Below are 16,803 nucleotides of genomic sequence, written 5' to 3' on the forward strand. Positions count from 1 at the left end.
GGGATTCGCTCCCCCAGACGGCGGCAAGACCCCAACAGTCATGGGTTGCGCGATGGCGCTCCTCACCTACACGGACATGACCGACCCGAACAAGCCGATCTGGCCGTCGAACCAAGGCCTGGACAGCGGCATGGGTCTGAGCATCAAGTCGCGGGGGAAGTCGGCGGAAGGCTCGCTCCGCAAGCTGCGGGAGTGGGGTTTCGTGACCCTGGTGAACCCCCAGGAGTACCAGGACGACTACCCGGCTCTCAAGGGCCTTGACCGACGCAAGCACGTCTACCTCCTGACAACCCCCAAAATCTGACTGTCAGATTTCTGACTGTCAGATACCTGCCCACTAACTACTCCAATAACAACTACACCATAGATAACCACGCCAGTGGTTATCTATGGAACTACACCAGTTAGGGACGACGGCAGATTTCTGCCTTCGTCAGCCTGGAAGATCCGAGGCATGAAGAGCACGCGGCCTATGGGCCGCTACTCCCCCCATCGTCATGGCCTCGAGGTGCTGGCGACTTGGGTCGCCGCCAGCACACCAACCCTCCACCCTCGTCACGGCACAGCGTGCGTACCCCGTCCTGGCAACGGGGTACGAACGCAACCCGCCGCGCGCAAAGCGCGCCCCGAACCAACAGGAAATCACATGGCACAGTTCGCCTTCGGCGTGACGCCGCACCCGCACCAGCGGGCCGGCGCCGACTTCCTCCACGCCCATCCCCGAGCACTGCTCGCGGATGACGTCGGTCTCGGCAAGACCGTACAGGCCGCGCTCGTCGCGGCCCGCCTGTCTCCCACACCAGAGTTCCAGCAGACCAAGCTCGCAGGGTCACCCGCCGTCGTCTGGGTCACCGACGCGAGCCTCATCACTCAGGCCATGACCGAGCTGGGCCGGCTCCTGCCGGGCTTCACCATCGCAGCAAGTACCCACCCCGCCTGGAAGCCGAACCCGTCTGCACGCGCGACGAAGCAGTGGGCCGAGACCATCAAGAGCGGTGTCGACCTGTTCGTCGTCTCCTACGACACGCTCCGCACACGACTCACCTCTCCCCTGGTCGCCAACTGGCACCCACATCTCGTCATCCTCGACGAGATCATGGCGATCAAGGGCGGCGAAGGAACGTGGAACGCCACCCACACCCTGGCCAGCCGTGCACAGCGATGCATCGGACTCACCGCAACCCCGTTCGAGAACGACCCGATGGAGACCTACGCCGCCCTCTCCGCCGTCGGCACCCCCGGCCTATGGCCCCGCCAAGAGTTCGAACGCGACTTCGTCGAATGGCGGAACGAGTACCGGCCCAAGCGGGGCCCGGTCGTACCCCGCAAGGCCACCGGCCTCCTCCCCGGAGCGGCAACCCGACTCCGCAGTTACCTCGCCCAGGTCTCCCTACGGCGAACAGCCGACGAGATCGGGCTCCAGCTCCCCAACATCGTCCGCGACAACCGGTGGGCGCCCCTCACACCCGGCCAACAGCAGGCCTACGACAAGGCCGCCAACATGCCAGGCCTGTGGGGGCACCAACAGCGCGCAAAAGCGTCCAGAGTCGTCGCAGGCCAGTCAGGCATCGTCACAGAGTGCGTACGGCTCTTGCGCGCCGACTATCTGGGTGTGAAGTGTGTTGTGTATGCGGAGCATCAGGCGACGTTGGATTTGTTGGGTGTGGAGTTGGTGCGGTGGGGTGTGTCGTTTGGTCGGATTGATGGTCCGACGGCGGCGCGGGATCGGGCGGAGGCTATTCGTTGTTTTCGTGAGTTGCCCGAGCCTCGGGTGTTGATTGGCAGTTCGGTGTTGGAGCGTGGGTTGAATTTGCAGACGTGTCAGGTGTTGATTTCGTTGGATTGTTCGTTCAATCCTGCGCGTGAGGCGCAGCGTGAGGGGAGGATTCGGCGGATTGGTTCTCCGTTTGATCGGGTGTTGCATGTGACGATTTTGCCGGATACGGCGGATGCTCGGTCGAAGCAGGCGACGTTGGCTCGGAAGCAGTCGATGGCTCGTTCGGTGCTTGTTGATCCGTGGGCGAAGTCGGTGGTTCCGTTCTAGTTGGGGGTGTGGGGTGGTGGGGGGTGGGGATGGGGGGTGCAGATGGGGGGTGTGCATGGCCCGCCTGTGCGAATCGGAGCTAGACGGGCACCGCCCCGGGGTTGCACTACCCGGCCCTCTGAGGATCGCCACCCGGGCACGCCGCTCTAAGCGACCATGCGGCACTAGTCGATCAAGGGTCGGATCTGGCGAACCGATTCCCTGGGGGTGCTCTCGTAGGAGAATTGCCCTCATGACCTATCAGGTGTCCGAACTCCGTGGCTTTGACCGCCAGCTTCTGAAGCAGAAGCGGGCTCGGCGTCCGCGCTATCTCGAACCAGAGCCCGACTGCTGGATGTGCCCGGAGCGAGGCAGGCCCAGGACGCGCGAGCACGTCTTCGGGCGCTGGATCATGAAGCGTCTACCAAAGGAGACTCTGATCTTCGAACCGCACCGTCCTGGCCCATGGGGGCTCGACTACAGCGACGCCCGCGGACCGATGGCGCTGGACGCGCTCAAGGTTGGCCGAGTCTGCGGCCCGTGCAACGGCGGTTGGATGTCGCATCTCGAGACACAGGCAGACCGGATCCTGTTCGGTGCGGACCGTGACCTTGATGCGGCAGACTCTCTGCGCCTAGCGCACTGGGCAATCAAGACCGCGGTCGTACTGAACGTGTCACAACCGTCACCGCTAGTCTGGACCGAAGCGGACCGTCACCGAGTACAGACAGGCCCGTTCCCACGCACCGCGGTATCTCTCCTACGGGTGCAGGGCGCTGACGCCAACTGGTGGCAAGGCGAGGCAAAGGCATGGGACTATGGCGGAAGTTTCGAAAAGCCCGAGGATCTCTTGAACCTCGTAGCAACGGTCAGAATCCGACTCAACGACATTGTTCTGGTGGTTGCCCGACTACCGTGGCAGATGTCGAGTTGCACAATCAGCATGCCCGGGCATGTGATCTGGGACGGGAGAGAATCGCATGCCACTTCCCTGAGCAGTTTGCCCTTGGCGCAAGACTGGCTTGAAGGGCTCATCACCGTCGATGGATCCCCGTCATCGTCATTTTGGATCCGACCGACACCCGACTTCTGGTCGGCATACGAGTGACCGACCTCAACTTGTGGGCATTACATAAGATGCGGCACCCGCCCCACACTTACACGGGAGGACAGTACCCTCTTATACGGTGAACGAGATTAAACAACCCCCCGGTCAAGTCAAGCTGTAAAAGAGACCCCCCACCCCCCTGCCTAGGGTGCCGTGACGATGCTGCACTCGGCCTCAAGGGCCTCGCCGGTCGGCTTGCCCAGAGCGGCTTGCAGCAATGCCATGTCCCACTCCTCTTGAGGAAGGTACTCACGCGCCCCCGGGGACCCGAAGGCGCCTGCCCCGTCGTCCGGTGCGATGTTGGCAGTCATGGCCGATTCGAGCCCATCCCAGAAGGACGCGTACTCGGACGCGGCAAGGGCCAGGGTGCGGTACTTGTCGTCTCTCTGTGCTGCACTCGCGGCAAGGTCCGCGCTCCTGCTGCCGGTATCGCTGATGGCAGCCAGGTCGTCTGGTGTCATCTCTCGGTCGCTGGACGCCGTGTCCGACTCAGCAACCGCATCACACGCTTGGCGCGCCAGCTCGTCCGCAGAGGCACCACTGGCGCAACTGGCTACGACTGCGACGGCCAGCACAAGGCTCAGTCGCTGCGTGGGACGCATGCGGCCAACGTAGGCACGGCATCGGGTGGCGTCTACGGTCCACTTCCAACTTCACCCGTCGCCCGACGCCGGGTTGACGGTGCAACTGGGGCGCCCGCTCACATTCAAAGAGTGTGAGCGGGCGCCCTTGTCGTGTCTTGCGGTGGTCGCGGCCTATGCGGCGCGGGTCAGGGTGGTGATGAAGGTCGGGATGCCGTCGCGAAGCTCGTACCGCTCGCCCTGCGAGGTCCACCCGTCCTGGACAAGGGCCTCGACGTCGGCGTAGGTGGCTCCCTTGGGCTGGTCTGCGGGGAGGCCGTCCGCGTCGCGGACGTAGGTGGCGGAGATGATGACCTCGGTCGTGTCGGTGGTGCTCATGACGTCCTCCTCGGGTTGCCGGCGTCGTCGCCGTTTCACCGTCCCCCTGTTATCCCCCTCTTAGGGGGGAAGTGTCAAGCATCCTGGGGAACACGTGTCGCAACTTCACCCGCAGAGACTGGCCCCCGGGCCGTCGTAGCGACGGCAGCCTGTACGGCTACCCTTTAATCCGTAGGTTGTGGGTTCGAGTCCCACGGGGCCCACCGTCCTGATCTCACCGCGCGGGCCGCTTCCCCTCGAAGAACCGGTCGAGGTCGGCCCGCCGCATCGCGCCCTCGCCCCCGCCGACGGTGAGCTCGGCGACGAGCCGCCGAGACAGGTCGCGCAGCGGCTCGTTGTTCACGCTCGAGTGGTGGCACATGAGGTCGAACGCCTCGTCGGCGGGCAGCCCGTAGATCGCCATGACGGCGCCCTTGGCCTGCTCGATCGTCGAGCGGCTCGCGGAGGACGCCCGGATCGCGGCCGTGGCCTCGCGCTGGGCGAGCTCGCGCTGTGTCGTGGTGAGGTCGATGAAGTAGCCCGAGACGTGCGTCGTCTCGCCCGTGCGGCGGTCGAGGCGCCCGCGCCCGACCACGCCGAGCGTCCGGGTGCGTCCCAGGGCGTCGACGATGCGGTGGACCGAGCTGAAGGGGTCACCGGTGGTGACGGCCGCGAGCAGGACGTCCTCGACCCGTTCGCGGTCCTCGGGGTGCTTGTGCGCGAGCATGAGCGCGGTCGTGGGCATGATCTCGCCGGGCCGGAAGCCGTGCATGGCGTACAGCTCGTCGGACCACCACCAGCTCTGGTCGGACAGGTCGAGGATGAACTGGCCGACGATCTGCGGTGCGCCGCGCAGCAGGGCCTCGGCGAGCTCGGGGTCGAACCGGCGAGACGGGTTGTACGAAGTGGTCAAGTAGGCCCCCAGGGCATGGGAAAGGAGCGGGCCTACTTCCAGACTCCTCGGTGATACTAGCCCGGATCCGTTGCCTCACCAGCGAGGACAGCGTCCCGACGGCGGAGCGCCGGCGCGTGGGCAGGCTCGCGGTCGTGCCGGTCGGGGAACGACGAAGCCCCCGTCGGCCGGGGCCGGACGGGGGCTTCGTGAACGTTAGGTGGTGGCGCGATGCAGGGGGTACTTCGCGCCACCGAGGAAGACATTACCCCCAACCGGCGCGGGTTGACGAACCGCGTTCGGATGGCGGGCGATCGGACGGACTCCTGCCGATCTCACCCGCTCCTGGTCGCGTCGTGCGGGCTGCCCGGCCCGATCCCAGGGCGCCGTGCGCGCGTGACGACTGACCTGCACGTCCCATGCATAGACGTGGTGTCGTCCCACTCAGTGAGCGCCGCCAGCATTCCCAGGATCGACACCTAGGGTTTGAACGACGGCCCGCCCCCTGTGTGGCAGAAAACACCACGTACCAGGAGGTTCTTCGAATTGCGGGCAGCTGCCTCCTACATGCAGAGTGGGACAATGGTATGGGTTACGGTAGGGCTGGTTCTCGTGGTGCTCGGCGTGCTCCTCGCCGCCCGCGCCGCGTGGGCCGTGCGTGCCGGTGAGCAGCGCGGGCGTCCTAGCACCGGCGGTCACGGCATGGGCATCGCCCTCGGCGCAGGCATCGCCTTCTGGGGAGCGGTGATCACCACGATCGCCCTCATCGTCGGCTGACCTCGGAATCAGCTGACCACGCCCTGACCTGACCTGTCAGGATCGGACGCATGAAGCGATCCTTCGACGACCTCGTCTCCGAAGCGGCCACCGTCTCCGTCGACGGCTGGGACTTCTCCTGGCTCGACGGTCGTGCGACCGAGCAGCGGCCCTCCTGGGGCTACGCCCGTTCGATGGGCGAACGGATGTCCACCGCGAGCGCAGCCCTCGACCTCCAGACGGGCGGCGGCGAGGTCCTCGCCTCGGTCCCCAGCCTCCCGCGGCTGACGGTGGCGACCGAGGGCTGGCCCCCGAACGTCACCAAGGCCACGCGGCTCCTGCACCCGCTCGGCGTCGCGGTCGTCGCCGATGCGGACGAGCCACCCCTGCCGTTCGCGGACGAGGCCTTCGACCTCGTGGTCAGCCGCCACCCGGTGAAGCCGTGGTGGTCGGAGATCGCACGCGTCCTCGCCCCCGGCGGCACGTACTTCGCGCAGCACGTGGGTCCGTACAGCGTCTTCGAGCTCGTCGAACACTTCCTGGGCCCGCAGCCCGAGGAGGTCCGCAACGGCCGCCACCCCGACGCCGACCGCGCCGCGGCCGAGGCTGCCGGGCTCGAGGTCGTCGACCTGCGGTTCGAGGAGCTGCGTACCGAGTTCTTCGACATCGGTGCGGTCGTCTACTTCTTGCGCAAGGTCGTGTGGATGGTCCCCGGGTTCACGGTCGAGGAGTACCGCCCGCAGCTCGCCGCGCTGCACGAGCAGATCGAGACCGAGGGGCCCTTCGTCGCGACGACGACGCGCTTCCTGGTCGACGCACGCAAGCCGCGCTGAGCGCCCGGACGGTCGCGGCGCCGTCGGGCACGGGGAGAGGTGTCTCCGTTGACACCCCGGCCGAGCCGCCGGCGTCGGCGCCGACGCGGCCGAGCGGGTCTCAGCCGCCGAGCCCAGCATGCCCCCGCGTGAGGTCACCGAGGGCTGCGAGCGCCCGGCGCTTGCGGTCCGCGGGGTCGATCGTGCGTTCGTCCCCCGGGTTGGCGCGGCGCACGGGCTTGCCCGCCCGGTCGGCGGACTCCACGACGCGAGGCATGCCGGGGGCGCCTGCCGCCCGTGTCGACCGGGAGCGCCGGTGCGGGGTGCTCGGGGCGAGGAAGTAGGGGCGTTGCGTGCTCATGGGCTCTCCTCCGGTCGTCGCCGCCCCGCTGCCGGGGCCGTCAGGTCGATCGTGAAGCACTGTCGTTTCGTCCGTGTTGCGGGCGCAGGACGTCGACGTGTCGTCCGTGGGTTCGTGCGGCGCACCGGGTGCCTACCGACCAGTAGCCTCCTCGCATGACGACGCACGAGCGCGAGATCACGGCCCCGGTCGACCTGTGCCTGCCCGACGGCCGGCTGAACCCGGACGCGGTCGGGTGGACGCGCACCGCGCTGCACCGTGCGAACCTGCGCGGCTGGGGGCGGACCAAGCGCTGGGAGTACTGGGGCGTGGTCACGCCGACCCACGTGGTCGGGATCGTCGCGTCCTCGATCGACTACGCGGGCGTGCACGGCCTGTACGTCCTGGACCGGACGACGGGCGAGGAGACGGTGACCGACGTCGTCGTGCCCCTGGCCCGTGGCGTGGTCATGCCCGAGCGCAGCGGAGCCGGTCGCGTCGAGGCGCGCGCGAAGCGGCTCGCGATCGTGATCGACCAGGCCCCCGAGGCCACCCGCATCCGGGCGGCCTCGCACGACGTGAGTCTCGACCTGACCGTCCCGCTCCCGCCGGGGCACGAGTCGCTGGGGGTCGTCGTCCCCTGGGGCGACCGGCTGTTCCAGTACACGGTCAAGGACGTGGCCCGCCCTGTCCACGGCTCGCTCACGGTGCGCGGCACCCGGCACGACGTCAGCGCCGACGACTCGTTCGCGGTGCTCGACCACGGGCGCGGCCGGTGGCCCTACGCCATGACGTGGAACTGGGCCGCGGGCAGCGGGCACGGCCGCGGCATCCAGCTCGGCGGCGGATGGACGGACGGCACGGGCTCGACCGAGAACGCGCTCCTGGTGGACGGGCGGATCCACAAGATCGGTACGGAGCTGGACTGGACGTACGACCGCACGGACTGGCTCGCGCCGTGGCGCGTCTCGGGGGACGGGGTCGAGGCGCTGTTCACGCCCTTCCACGAGCGGGTCGCGCGCACCGAGCTGCTCGTCGTGGGCAGCGAGACGCACCAGTGCTTCGGCACGTGGTCGGGCCGCGCCCGCACGGACGAGGGCGTGTGGGTGGACCTGGACGGCATGGTCGGCTGGGCCGAGGAGGCACGGCAGCGCTGGTAGCCGCACCGTTCTCAGCAGGCCCGACGGCGCCGCTCGTCTCACATACGGACCGCGCCTCGGCGCGGCGCGCTCCCGGTGCCAGACTGCCGCCCATGGCGACCGTCCACGACGAGATCACTCCCCGGCTCTCCCGCTTCGTGCTGTCCCAGCCCGTGTTCTTCGTGGGCACGGCCCCCCTCGCGGGGGACGGGCACGTCAACGTCTCCCCCAAGGGCATGGGCGGCACGTTCGTCGTGCTCGACCCGCACCGGGTCGCCTACCTCGACTACACGGGCTCGGGGGCGGAGGTCGCGGCACACCTGCAGGAGAACGGGCGCATCGTGGTCATGTTCTGCGCGTTCGAGGGGCCGCCGAACATCGTGCGCTTCCACGGCCGGGGCCGGTACGTCCTCGCCCGTACCCCCGAGTTCGACGCGCTGCGTCCGCTGTTCGCCAAGGAGCGCGAGTCGGGGCAGCGCGGCATCGTCGTGGTCGAGGTGGACCGGGTCTCGGACTCGTGCGGGTTCTCGGTGCCGCTCATGGACTTCGTGGCGGACCGTGACGTCCTGGACCGCGCGCACGACCGGCGAGAGCCCGAGTACTTCGACGCGTACTGGCAGAAGAAGAACGCGACGAGCATCGACGGACTGCCCGGCGTGGACATCGCGCCGCTGGGCTGAGGGGCGCGAGCGCTACGTCGCGTCGAGGTAGGCCCGCCCGCGCGGCGAGATGCGGTAGCCCACGGGCAGGCTCTCGGTGAGGCCGAGCTCCTTGAGCCGCCGGACCCGGATCTTGAAGTAGTCGCGCTCGACGCCGATCGAGGTCGCGAGCTCGCGTGCCACGACCTCGGGCCGGGCGACGATCAGGTCGAGGTAGTCCCGTGTCCACGGTGCGGGCGCCGCCCGGTCCATGCGGGCGAGCCGTGCGCGGAGCGCCTCGACCTCCTCGGCGGACAGGTCGGCGTCCTGCCGCAGCGCGACGCGCGGGTCCTCCCCCACGCGCCGCAGCCCGATCCGGTACAGGTCTCCCTCGCCCTTGGCGGCGACCCAGGCGAGCGCCGCGTCGGCCGAGCGGAACCCGGCGGCGCGCGCGTCGTCGTCGGGCAGGTCGGGGACCCCGTCCACCTCCGGGACCCGGTCGATCGACGTGACCTCCACGACCCCGATCCGCGTCCTCATCCGGCTGCCTGCCCGCACGCGCGGCGCGAGCCAGCGGCGGTACGCGAGGGACACCGTGCCGTCCTCGAGCCCGCTGAGCGTCTGCCGGGTGAGCAGCATGTCCCCAGCGTACGAAGGCACGTCCGACGGCGCAGCACCGTTCCCCGGCCGTCGCCCCGACGATCGGGGAACGCCGTGCCGTCAGGTGGGCTCGGCGTCCGGCCCCTTCGGCCGACGCGTCCCGGCCGGGGCCGCCCCGCGCAGGAGCTCGACGCGCACGACCGCTCCCCCGCCGGGCCGGGCCACGACCAGCAGCCTGCCGCGGTGCGCCTCGACGATCTTGGCCACGATCGCGAGCCCCAGGCCGTTGCTGCTGCGGTCGGGCCGCGCGTCGTGCTGGGCGGTCCGTGCGTGCGCGAGCCGGTCCACCTGCCGGGCGAACGGTTCGAGCGCGATGCGCAGTCCGTCCTCGGTGAGCGGTCGCCCGCTGTTCTCGACGGTCAGGACGACGGGCGCGGTGTCCTCGAGACGGATCGTGACCCAGCCGCCGTGCGGCAGGTTGTGCCGGATCGCGTTGCGCAGCAGGTTGTCGACCACCCGGGCGAGAAGGACCTCGTCGCCCGGCACGATCGCGGGCGTGCTCTCGACCGCGATCCGGACCCCGCGGTCGGTGGCCTCGCGCGCGACGTCGTCGACCGCGTCCTCCAGGACGACGTCGAGATCGACCGGCGCACGGGCGACCGGTGCCCGGTCGAGGGCCGCGAGCTGCAGGAGGGCCGCGACGAGGTCGCTCGCCCTCCTGTTGGTCACGTCGAGGCGTTCGAGCAGGCGCGGGAGGTCGACGGCGTCGGGGTCGGCTCGCGCGACGTCGAGCATGGTCTGGGTGACCGCGAGCGGCGTCCGCAGCTCGTGCGACGCGTTGGCCGCGAACCGCTGCTGGGCCGCGAACGACCGCTCGAGGCGTTCGAGCATCGTGTCGAACGTGTCGGCCAGGTCGGTGAACTCGTCCCGCCCCCGCCTCGTGTCGCGGGCCGAGATGCGGTGCGACAGGTCCCCCGACGCCGCGACCTGCGCGGCGGTGTTGAGGTCGGTGAGGGGGCGCAGCACCCTCCCGGCGACGAGCCATCCACCCGCCGTCCCGACGACGGCGAGCACGCCCATCGCCACGGTGCAGGCCTGGATCAACGCGTCGAGGATCTGCCCCCGCGACGCGATGAACAGGTGGGCGTCCGACGGGTTCGCCGCCGTGAGCGGGTAGTTGGGGACGAAGCGCATGACGGCGTACACGATGACCGACATCGCGAGCCCGGCGGCGAGCAGGAACGCCACGTAGCTCAGGGTCAGGCGGAGCCGGGCGGTCTGGCGCAGGATCCTCACGGCGTCTCGACGCTCGGCGCCCCGACGCGGTAGCCCACGCCCGGCACGGTGTGCACGACCCAGGGGTCGCCCAGGCGCTTGCGGAGCGTCGAGACGGTCACCCTGACGGCGTTGGTGAAGGGGTCGGCGTTCGCGTCCCACGCGCGTTCGAGCAGGTCCTCGGCGCTCACCACGCCACCGTCGGCCGCCAGCAGGACCTCCAGGACCGCGAACTGCTTGCGGCTCAGGCGCACGTGCTCACCGTCGCGGTACACCTCCCGGCGGAACGGGTCCAGCCGCACCCCGGCAGCCTCCAGCACGGGTGGGAGCGGGGCCGGGCGGCGTCCCAGGGCCCGCACGCGCAGGATCAGCTCGGGCAGCAGGAACGGCTTGGTCAGGTAGTCGTCGGCGCCGATCCCGAAGCCACGGGTCTTGTCGTCGAGCGTGCCCGCCGCGGTGAGCATGAGGACCCGGGTCGGCAGGCCTCGGGCCACGATCGACCGGCACACCTCGTCGCCGTGGACCCCGGGCAGGTCGCGGTCGAGCACCACGACGTCGTACGCGGTGTGGCTCAGGTTCTCGAGCGCCTGCTCTCCGTCGAGCGCGACGTCCGCCGCGACGGCCTCGCGCCGCAGCCCGGTCTGCACGGCCTCGGCCAGGAACGGCTCGTCCTCGACGACCAGCACCCGCATCGATCCTCCACCCGCTCGTCGGCCCGGCCCCTCCGACGGCGGGCCTGCCCCGCCAGTCTAGGAACGAGGAGGTGTCGAAAACGTCTGCAAAAAGTGAGACGTCCGCACAACATCCTCCTGGGTTCAGTGGACCGCATGGAAACACGCAACCCACCGACGACCTTCTCCCCCGTACCGCCCCCGGTCGCTCCCGCAGGGGGCCCGCGCAGGCGCGCGAGAAGACGACGGACCGTCGCACTCGTCGCGGCCGCCGCGATCCTGGTCGCCCTCGCATGGGCGTTCCTGCCGAGCGCCGACCGCGGCCTGCGGACCGTGGTCACGGAGACGTTCGGCGACGAGGCGTCGACCTCGGAGGTGGCTGCTGGCGGCACGTCGGACCTCCCCGCGCAGGACGACCCGCGCCAGGAGGACGACACGATCGACCCGTTCGACGAGACCCACCCCGCGATCTCGGGCCTCGACGACGACCTGCGCGCCGCGCTCCAGGCCGCCGCGCAGGACGCCCGGGCCGCGGGCGTCGACTTCTGGGTCACCTCCGGGTGGCGCAGCACCGGCTACCAGCAGAGCCTGCTCGACCGGGCGGTCGACCGCTACGGCTCGCTCGACGAGGCCCGCAGGTTCGTCAAGACGCCCGAGACGTCGGAGCACGTCTCCGGCCAGGCCGTCGACATCGGTCCGACCGACGGCGCCGACTGGACGATCCGCAAGGGTGCGCGCTACGGCCTGTGCCAGACGTTCGCCAACGAGATGTGGCACTTCGAGCTGGCGACCTCGCCCGGTGGCGAGTGCCCGCAGCCGCTCCCGGACGCGGCGGGCTGACCGGGCTCAGCCCAGCCGCAGCTCGGCGTTGACCGCCCGCACCAGGTCGGCAGGGAGCTTCGCGACCTCCCGGTCGTACGTCAGCAGCCCGTTGGTCTCGTCCTCGACGTCGGAGAGCTGGGTGTAGACGGTCGCGGACAGTCCGCGGGCGATCGCGGGCACGACCTGCTCGCGGTGCAGCGCCTCGAACGCGGCGCCGAGCGCGCCTGGGTCGGCGTACGTCGCGTACCCGAAGTCCTTCTCCCCGGCGACGTGCCCCTCGACCCGCAGGCTGTAGCCGCCGTACTCGGAGAGCACGAGCGCCCGCCGGTCACGCCGCGACGGCACGCGGAACGGCTTGAAGTACACGTGCAGGCTCCGCAGGTTCCCTGCGCCCTGGTCGTGCCAGCCGCTCGCGTGGTCCACCGACCGCGTGGGGTCGAGAGCCTTGACGCGGGCCGCGACCTTGACCGCGTCGAACTGACCCCAGGCCTCGTTGAACGGCACCCAGACCGCGAGGCTCACGACGTCGCGCAGGTGCTCGACCGTCGCGTCGACCTCGCGGAGGAACTCCTCGCGCCCCTCGGCGTCGCCCCGGCCGAACAGGGCGTGGAACCGGTCGCTCAGGCGCAGCGGCAGGAGCACGGGCGCCTTGACGACCGCGGGACGGTACGGGCCGCCCCCGTTGACCATGTCCTGCCACACGAGCATCCCGAGCCGGTCGCAGTGGTGGTACCAGCGCAGGGGCTCGATCTTGATGTGCTTGCGCAGCATCGTGAACCCGAGGTCCTTCATGGTCGCGATGTCGTGGACCATGGCCTCGTCCGACGGCGCGGTGAGCAGCCCGTCGGACCAGTACCCCTGGTCCAGGACCCCGGCGTGGAAGTACGGCTCGCCGTTGAGCAGCAGGCGCGGCACCCCCTGCGCGTCGGGTCCGACGCCGAACGACCGGAGCCCCGCGTAGCTGTGCACCTCGTCGTCGCCGAGGGTCACGGTCACGTCGTACAGGTGCGGGTCCTCGGGCGTCCACAGGTGCGGGTCGGGCACGGGGACGCGGGCGACCACGCCCACGGGCGCGTCGACCTGCGCGACGAGCGTGGCGCCGTCGTGCACCTGGATGCGCGCCACGGGCGCGTCCTGCCCGACGGCGCCGCTCGCCCCCGCGGGCGTCTCGCCCGCGTGGACGGTCACGTCGAGGCGGCTGCCCGGGAGGTCTGGCACGAGCGTGAGCCGGGCGACGTGCAGGGCGGGCACGGCCTCGACCCACACGGTCTGCCAGATGCCCGACTGCGCGGTGTACCAGATGCCGCCCCGCGCGAGGTTCTGCTTGCCGCGCGCGTGGAAGCTGGTGTCGCTGACGTCGGTGACCTCGACGAGGAGCTCGTGCGCCTCGCCCGGCGCACCGGCGAGGGCGTCCGTGACGTCGCACGCGAACGGGAGGTAACCGCCGGTGTGACGCCCCACCTCGACGCCGTCGACGAGGACGCGGCACGACTGGTCGACCGCGCCGAAGTGCAGCAGGACGCGGCCGCCGCCGGGCGCGAACCCGTCCGGGAGCGACAGGTCGCGGCGGTACCAGAGCGCCTCGTCGGGCTGGAGCTGGCGCCCCACCCCGGACAGCGGCGACTCGGGCGAGAACGGCACGACGATCTCGCCGTCGAACACCTCGGGCACGGTGCCGCCCAGCGAGCCCACCGGACCGGGACCCTGCGCCGTGACGGCGTACTCCCAGACCCCGTTGAGGTTGAGGTAGCTGTCGCGGGCGAGCTGCGGGCGCGGGTACTCGGGCAGCGGCGCGTCACGGTCGAGCGTGGCGGTCCAGCGCGTGGGCAGGGTCGCGCCCACGCCGCTACCCCCGGCCACGGCCCGCGTCCAGCACGGGCCGGCGCGCGACCGTCAGCACGTGCGTGTCGGGCCACTCGACCGGCTCGCCCGTCGCGGCGTCCGTCAGCGTCGCCACGGGCGCGAACGAGTGCTCGACGAGCCACTCGTTGCGCCACGCCCCGCTCTCGGGCCCCAGCTCGAAGCCGGCCCCCGCCAGCAGGTCGGCCCAGGCGCCCCCGTCGAGGTCGCAGAACCGCTCGTGGCACTCGGACAGCCAGTTGTCGGCGTAGTCCTTGGTCGTGAGGAACTCCATGGCGTCGTGCAGCGTGAGCCGGAACGTCGCGGGCTCGACCTCCTCGACCGCGAACGACGCACCGGACAGGCGCGGGAAGTCGTGCGCGAACTGGCGCATGCGCGAGGCCGTCGACAGCCCGCGGACGTGCGCGGCGACGTCGGGCCGCGCCCACGCGTCGAGGTCCGTCACGACGCCCGGGCGCGCGCCGTCGTCGTCCCGGAGAGTCAGGTGCACCACGCGGTCGCCGTCCGCCGGACCGCACACGTCGCTGTTGATCCACACCCCGCCCGGGCGGGTGTGGACGAACGTGCGCTGGGCGAACCGTCCGACGTCGGGGACGCCGTCGCCGTACGAGGAGATCTCGTGCGTGAGCGCGATCGTGACGGTCGTGTCGACGCTGCGCTCGGGCATGACCTCGCCGCGCAGGATGTTGGCCTGCACGAACCACACGTTGGGGTTCGCGAACACGCCCTGCGTCTTCTTGTGCTCGGCCTCGGCAACGAGGTGGCGTGCGACGTCGACGCCGAACAGGTCCGACTCGTGCAGGCGCGGCTCGGCCGCGACGAGCTCGAGCAGGCCGCCCGTCGCGCACCCGATGTCGACGATCCGCCCGGGGAGCACGTACGGGCGAACCTGCTCCCACTTGCGGCGCGAGGCGTCCTCGAACGCCGCGGCGTACGTCCGGTAGTCGCGCGTCGCGGTCAGGTCGCCGTCGCCCGAGACGACGGGGTCGGCGAAGACCTGGGCGATCTGCGCCTCGAGCCCGTAGCGCCGGAAGAAGCCCGGCACGACGGGGTGCGCGACGTCGGTCCACGTCGGGTCGCCCGCAGCCAGGCGCCCGACGGCGTCCCACGGGCGGGCCGGGCCGTCACCCTGGGCGTCGGTCGCGTCGAGCTCGACACCCACGACGCGGTACCCGAGCTCCTGGTAGGCCGCGATGACGTCCGGGGTCGAGCACGCCACGACCGTGTCGTGCGGGTCGAGCGTCACGGCGTGACCGGTCGCCGTCTCGACCGTGGTCGCCACGAGGTGCGCGAACCGCGGGTGCGGCGCCACGTCCGGCACCGGGACCACGAGGCTCGGCAGGTGCTCGACCGCGGTCACGTGCTCGATGAGCGCCTCGCGCCTGTGCCCCGGGACCGGGTTGCGGCGCGTGCCCGCGTGGTTCGCGGACGTCACGGCCCACACGACCACCGCGTCCGGGGAGCAGCGGACGGGGACGCCGTCGAGGTCGCTCACCAGCCCGGCGCGCAGCGCCCGCAGGTAGTCGACCTGGAAGCGGGTCACGAGGTGGTGGCGCCCCGGGAAGAGGACATGACGGACGAGCGGGGCTGAAGGCACCCGCGTACCTTCGCTCGCCGACGGGGTCCGTCGCAAGCGGGACGCCTCCCCTCGTCACCGTCGGCGTTCCGTGCCATCGTGGAAGTGGCGCCGACGACGCCACCCCCTGTGGATCTGCCGTGGACAAGGAGCACCCGATGGTCTCGACGACGAACGCATTCAGCAGCTTCTCGGTGAACGACCTGGACGCCGCGCGGGCGTTCTACGCCGACGTCGTGGGCGTCGAGGTCGACCAGACCCCCATGGGCCTCGACCTGCGCCTCGGGTCGGGCGGGCACGTGTTCGTCTACCCCAAGAAGAACCACGTCGCGGCATCGTTCACGGTGCTCAACTTCGGGGTCGACGACGTCGAGGCCGCGGTCGACGAGCTCATCGCGAAGGGCGTCGAGTTCGAGCGCTACGTCGGGTTCGACCAGGACGCCAAGGGCATCGCCCGCGGTCCCGAGGGACCGGCGATCGCCTGGTTCAAGGACCCGGCGCGCAACGTCCTCGCGATCCTGAGCAACCCGTGAGCACCGCGGTCTCGTCGCACGAGCACCTCCTGGCGGCGCACGGCGACGCCATCGGGGCGTTCGACCACCTGGTCCGGCGGGTCCAGGACGACCAGTGGGACCTGCCCACGCCCGACGACGAGTGGAGCGTCCACGACCTCGTCAACCACCTGGTCTCCGAGCAGCTCTGGGCTCCCGAGCTGCTCGCGGGCCGGACGGTCGCCGACGTCGGCACGGTCTTCGACGGCGACGTCCTGGGGGACGACCCGGTCGACGCGTGGATCGACGCGTCGACCCAGTCGCGCGAGGCGTTCCTGGCCCCCGGCGCCCTGGACCGTGCGGTGCACCTGTCGTACGGCGACGCCCCGGCGACCGAGTACGCGCACCAGATGACGTTCGACCTCACGGTCCACGCGTGGGACCTCGCGCAGGGCATCGGCCTCGACGCGGACCTCGGCCCGCAGCTCGTGTCGTTCGTCCTGGGCTACGCCCAGCGTCGCAAGGGCATGTTCGCGGCGAGCCGTCTGTTCGCGGGCCCGCTCCCCGTGCCCGACGACGCGCCCGACCTCACGAGGCTGCTCGCCCTGGCCGGACGTCAGGCCTGAGAGTCGCCGGCTGCCTCGGTGCTGGTGGCTTCCTCGGTCTGGCGGCGGGCGATGCGGATCATGTCCTCGCGGGGCACGACCTTGATGCGCTCGCGCCCGTGCGTCTCCCCGAGGGTGCGCTCGTGGGCGTCCAGGACCTCCCAGTCGGCCCACTGGACCACGTCGACGCCGCGCTCGGTCAGGAACTCGACGACGTTCTCCGGCTCGGGATGGGCGGCCGTGCGGGAGTCGGCGAG

Annotated in this window: 19 protein-coding genes and 1 pseudogene; 10 read left to right on the plus strand and 10 right to left on the minus strand. The window is 70.6% G+C overall.

Annotation, left to right across the window (positions count from 1 at the left end; translation table 11 throughout):
• The first annotated feature begins 40 nt into the window (after positions 1-40).
• The 3 genes from ACZDYF_RS13770 (at position 41) to ACZDYF_RS13780 (ending at position 3,131) form a co-directional block, all read left to right on the plus strand.
• On the plus strand, positions 41-304 hold the full coding sequence (locus ACZDYF_RS13770; protein WP_475057853.1) for a hypothetical protein: 264 nt from the start codon (positions 41-43) through the stop codon (positions 302-304).
• 342 nt (positions 305-646) lie between these two features.
• Positions 647-2,044, plus strand: coding sequence for a DEAD/DEAH box helicase (locus ACZDYF_RS13775; protein WP_475057856.1), 1,398 nt, complete (start codon positions 647-649; stop codon positions 2,042-2,044).
• 232 nt (positions 2,045-2,276) lie between these two features.
• Positions 2,277-3,131, plus strand: a complete 855-nt coding sequence (locus ACZDYF_RS13780) for a hypothetical protein (RefSeq protein ID WP_475057859.1) — start codon at positions 2,277-2,279, stop codon at positions 3,129-3,131.
• 143 nt (positions 3,132-3,274) lie between these two features.
• Here ACZDYF_RS13780 and ACZDYF_RS13785 read toward each other — a convergent pair whose 3' ends face one another.
• The 3 genes from ACZDYF_RS13785 to ACZDYF_RS13795 all read right to left on the minus strand — a co-directional run bounded on the left by ACZDYF_RS13785 (position 3,275) and on the right by ACZDYF_RS13795 (position 4,982).
• On the minus strand, positions 3,275-3,733 hold the full coding sequence (locus ACZDYF_RS13785) for a hypothetical protein (protein ID WP_475057862.1): 459 nt from the start codon (positions 3,731-3,733) through the stop codon (positions 3,275-3,277).
• Positions 3,734-3,886: 153 nt separating this feature from the next.
• Entirely contained in the window at positions 3,887-4,090 is a 204-nt protein-coding gene (locus tag ACZDYF_RS13790) for a hypothetical protein (RefSeq protein ID WP_475057865.1), read from the minus strand.
• 214 nt (positions 4,091-4,304) lie between these two features.
• A complete protein-coding gene (locus tag ACZDYF_RS13795; protein ID WP_475057868.1) occupies positions 4,305-4,982 on the minus strand; it encodes a PAS and ANTAR domain-containing protein in 678 nt (225 codons plus the stop codon).
• Positions 4,983-5,543: 561 nt separating this feature from the next.
• On the opposite strand from ACZDYF_RS13795, the gene ACZDYF_RS13800 reads away from it, so the two are divergent.
• Entirely contained in the window at positions 5,544-5,738 is a 195-nt protein-coding gene (locus ACZDYF_RS13800) for a hypothetical protein (RefSeq protein WP_191792117.1), read from the plus strand.
• Positions 5,739-5,788: 50 nt separating this feature from the next.
• Complete coding sequence (locus tag ACZDYF_RS13805) at positions 5,789-6,550, plus strand: class I SAM-dependent methyltransferase (RefSeq protein ID WP_475057872.1); 762 nt, start codon at positions 5,789-5,791, stop codon at positions 6,548-6,550.
• 100 nt (positions 6,551-6,650) lie between these two features.
• Here ACZDYF_RS13805 and ACZDYF_RS13810 read toward each other — a convergent pair whose 3' ends face one another.
• The gene (locus ACZDYF_RS13810) at positions 6,651-6,890 is read right to left on the minus strand and encodes a hypothetical protein (protein WP_191792115.1); all 240 of its coding nucleotides are present in this window, start codon (positions 6,888-6,890) and stop codon (positions 6,651-6,653) included.
• A gap of 155 nt (positions 6,891-7,045) precedes the next feature.
• Here ACZDYF_RS13810 and ACZDYF_RS13815 point away from each other — a divergent pair, with 155 nt between their 5' ends.
• Complete coding sequence (locus tag ACZDYF_RS13815; protein ID WP_475057876.1) at positions 7,046-8,029, plus strand: DUF2804 domain-containing protein; 984 nt, start codon at positions 7,046-7,048, stop codon at positions 8,027-8,029.
• A gap of 92 nt (positions 8,030-8,121) precedes the next feature.
• Positions 8,122-8,688 carry a pyridoxamine 5'-phosphate oxidase family protein gene (locus ACZDYF_RS13820; RefSeq protein ID WP_204807391.1) on the plus strand — a complete coding sequence of 189 codons (567 nt, stop codon included), beginning with the start codon at positions 8,122-8,124 and terminating at the stop codon, positions 8,686-8,688.
• 12 nt (positions 8,689-8,700) lie between these two features.
• Here ACZDYF_RS13820 and ACZDYF_RS13825 read toward each other — a convergent pair whose 3' ends face one another.
• From ACZDYF_RS13825 to ACZDYF_RS13835, 3 genes are all read right to left on the minus strand, one after another.
• Complete coding sequence (locus tag ACZDYF_RS13825) at positions 8,701-9,285, minus strand: hypothetical protein (protein WP_191792112.1); 585 nt, start codon at positions 9,283-9,285, stop codon at positions 8,701-8,703.
• Between the two features lie 81 nt (positions 9,286-9,366).
• Positions 9,367-10,542, minus strand: a complete 1,176-nt coding sequence (locus tag ACZDYF_RS13830; protein WP_475057883.1) for a sensor histidine kinase — start codon at positions 10,540-10,542, stop codon at positions 9,367-9,369.
• On the minus strand, positions 10,539-11,213 hold the full coding sequence (locus ACZDYF_RS13835) for a response regulator transcription factor (protein ID WP_191792111.1): 675 nt from the start codon (positions 11,211-11,213) through the stop codon (positions 10,539-10,541). The genes ACZDYF_RS13830 and ACZDYF_RS13835 overlap by 4 nt, the downstream gene beginning before the upstream one ends.
• Before the next feature lie 135 nt (positions 11,214-11,348).
• Here ACZDYF_RS13835 and ACZDYF_RS13840 point away from each other — a divergent pair, with 135 nt between their 5' ends.
• On the plus strand, positions 11,349-12,032 hold the full coding sequence (locus ACZDYF_RS13840; protein ID WP_204807382.1) for a M15 family metallopeptidase: 684 nt from the start codon (positions 11,349-11,351) through the stop codon (positions 12,030-12,032).
• A 6-nt stretch (positions 12,033-12,038) separates the two neighbouring features.
• Here ACZDYF_RS13840 and ACZDYF_RS13845 read toward each other — a convergent pair whose 3' ends face one another.
• Together ACZDYF_RS13845 and ACZDYF_RS13850 are read right to left on the minus strand one after the other, a co-directional pair.
• The gene (locus tag ACZDYF_RS13845; protein WP_475057889.1) at positions 12,039-13,874 is read right to left on the minus strand and encodes a glycoside hydrolase family 2 protein; all 1,836 of its coding nucleotides are present in this window, start codon (positions 13,872-13,874) and stop codon (positions 12,039-12,041) included.
• A complete protein-coding gene (locus tag ACZDYF_RS13850) occupies positions 13,861-15,471 on the minus strand; it encodes a methyltransferase domain-containing protein (protein ID WP_475057892.1) in 1,611 nt (536 codons plus the stop codon). Before ACZDYF_RS13850 ends, ACZDYF_RS13845 begins: the two co-directional genes overlap by 14 nt.
• A gap of 137 nt (positions 15,472-15,608) precedes the next feature.
• On the opposite strand from ACZDYF_RS13850, the gene ACZDYF_RS13855 reads away from it, so the two are divergent.
• Together ACZDYF_RS13855 and ACZDYF_RS13860 are read left to right on the plus strand one after the other, a co-directional pair.
• Entirely contained in the window at positions 15,609-15,983 is a 375-nt protein-coding gene (locus tag ACZDYF_RS13855; protein ID WP_191792107.1) for a VOC family protein, read from the plus strand.
• Positions 15,980-16,567, plus strand: coding sequence for a TIGR03086 family metal-binding protein (locus ACZDYF_RS13860; RefSeq protein ID WP_191792106.1), 588 nt, complete (start codon positions 15,980-15,982; stop codon positions 16,565-16,567). The genes ACZDYF_RS13855 and ACZDYF_RS13860 overlap by 4 nt, the downstream gene beginning before the upstream one ends.
• Here the strand turns inward: ACZDYF_RS13860 and ACZDYF_RS13865 are convergent.
• Positions 16,558-16,803, minus strand: a pseudogene (locus ACZDYF_RS13865) (hypothetical protein); the annotation flags it as partial. The gene ACZDYF_RS13860 and the pseudogene ACZDYF_RS13865 sit on opposite strands and share 10 nt — an antisense overlap.

The organism is Oerskovia sp. PE-21s (genome assembly GCF_056158145.1).

Bases quoted from the DNA above. Each gene is read 5' to 3' on its own strand.
- ACZDYF_RS13825 (WP_191792112.1), bottom strand. From the start codon at position 9,285: ATGCTGCTCACCCGGCAGACGCTCAGCGGGCTCGAGGACGGCACGGTG.
- ACZDYF_RS13770 (WP_475057853.1), top strand. From the start codon at position 41: ATGGGTTGCGCGATGGCGCTCCTCACCTACACGGACATGACCGACCCG.
- ACZDYF_RS13855 (WP_191792107.1), top strand. From the start codon at position 15,609: ATGGTCTCGACGACGAACGCATTCAGCAGCTTCTCGGTGAACGACCTG.
- ACZDYF_RS13780 (WP_475057859.1), top strand. From the start codon at position 2,277: ATGACCTATCAGGTGTCCGAACTCCGTGGCTTTGACCGCCAGCTTCTG.
- ACZDYF_RS13800 (WP_191792117.1), top strand. From the start codon at position 5,544: ATGGTATGGGTTACGGTAGGGCTGGTTCTCGTGGTGCTCGGCGTGCTC.
- ACZDYF_RS13840 (WP_204807382.1), top strand. From the start codon at position 11,349: ATGGAAACACGCAACCCACCGACGACCTTCTCCCCCGTACCGCCCCCG.
- ACZDYF_RS13820 (WP_204807391.1), top strand. From the start codon at position 8,122: ATGGCGACCGTCCACGACGAGATCACTCCCCGGCTCTCCCGCTTCGTG.
- ACZDYF_RS13815 (WP_475057876.1), top strand. From the start codon at position 7,046: ATGACGACGCACGAGCGCGAGATCACGGCCCCGGTCGACCTGTGCCTG.
- ACZDYF_RS13810 (WP_191792115.1), bottom strand. From the start codon at position 6,890: ATGAGCACGCAACGCCCCTACTTCCTCGCCCCGAGCACCCCGCACCGG.
- ACZDYF_RS13775 (WP_475057856.1), top strand. From the start codon at position 647: ATGGCACAGTTCGCCTTCGGCGTGACGCCGCACCCGCACCAGCGGGCC.
- ACZDYF_RS13835 (WP_191792111.1), bottom strand. From the start codon at position 11,213: ATGCGGGTGCTGGTCGTCGAGGACGAGCCGTTCCTGGCCGAGGCCGTG.
- ACZDYF_RS13805 (WP_475057872.1), top strand. From the start codon at position 5,789: ATGAAGCGATCCTTCGACGACCTCGTCTCCGAAGCGGCCACCGTCTCC.
- ACZDYF_RS13785 (WP_475057862.1), bottom strand. From the start codon at position 3,733: ATGCGTCCCACGCAGCGACTGAGCCTTGTGCTGGCCGTCGCAGTCGTA.
- ACZDYF_RS13790 (WP_475057865.1), bottom strand. From the start codon at position 4,090: ATGAGCACCACCGACACGACCGAGGTCATCATCTCCGCCACCTACGTC.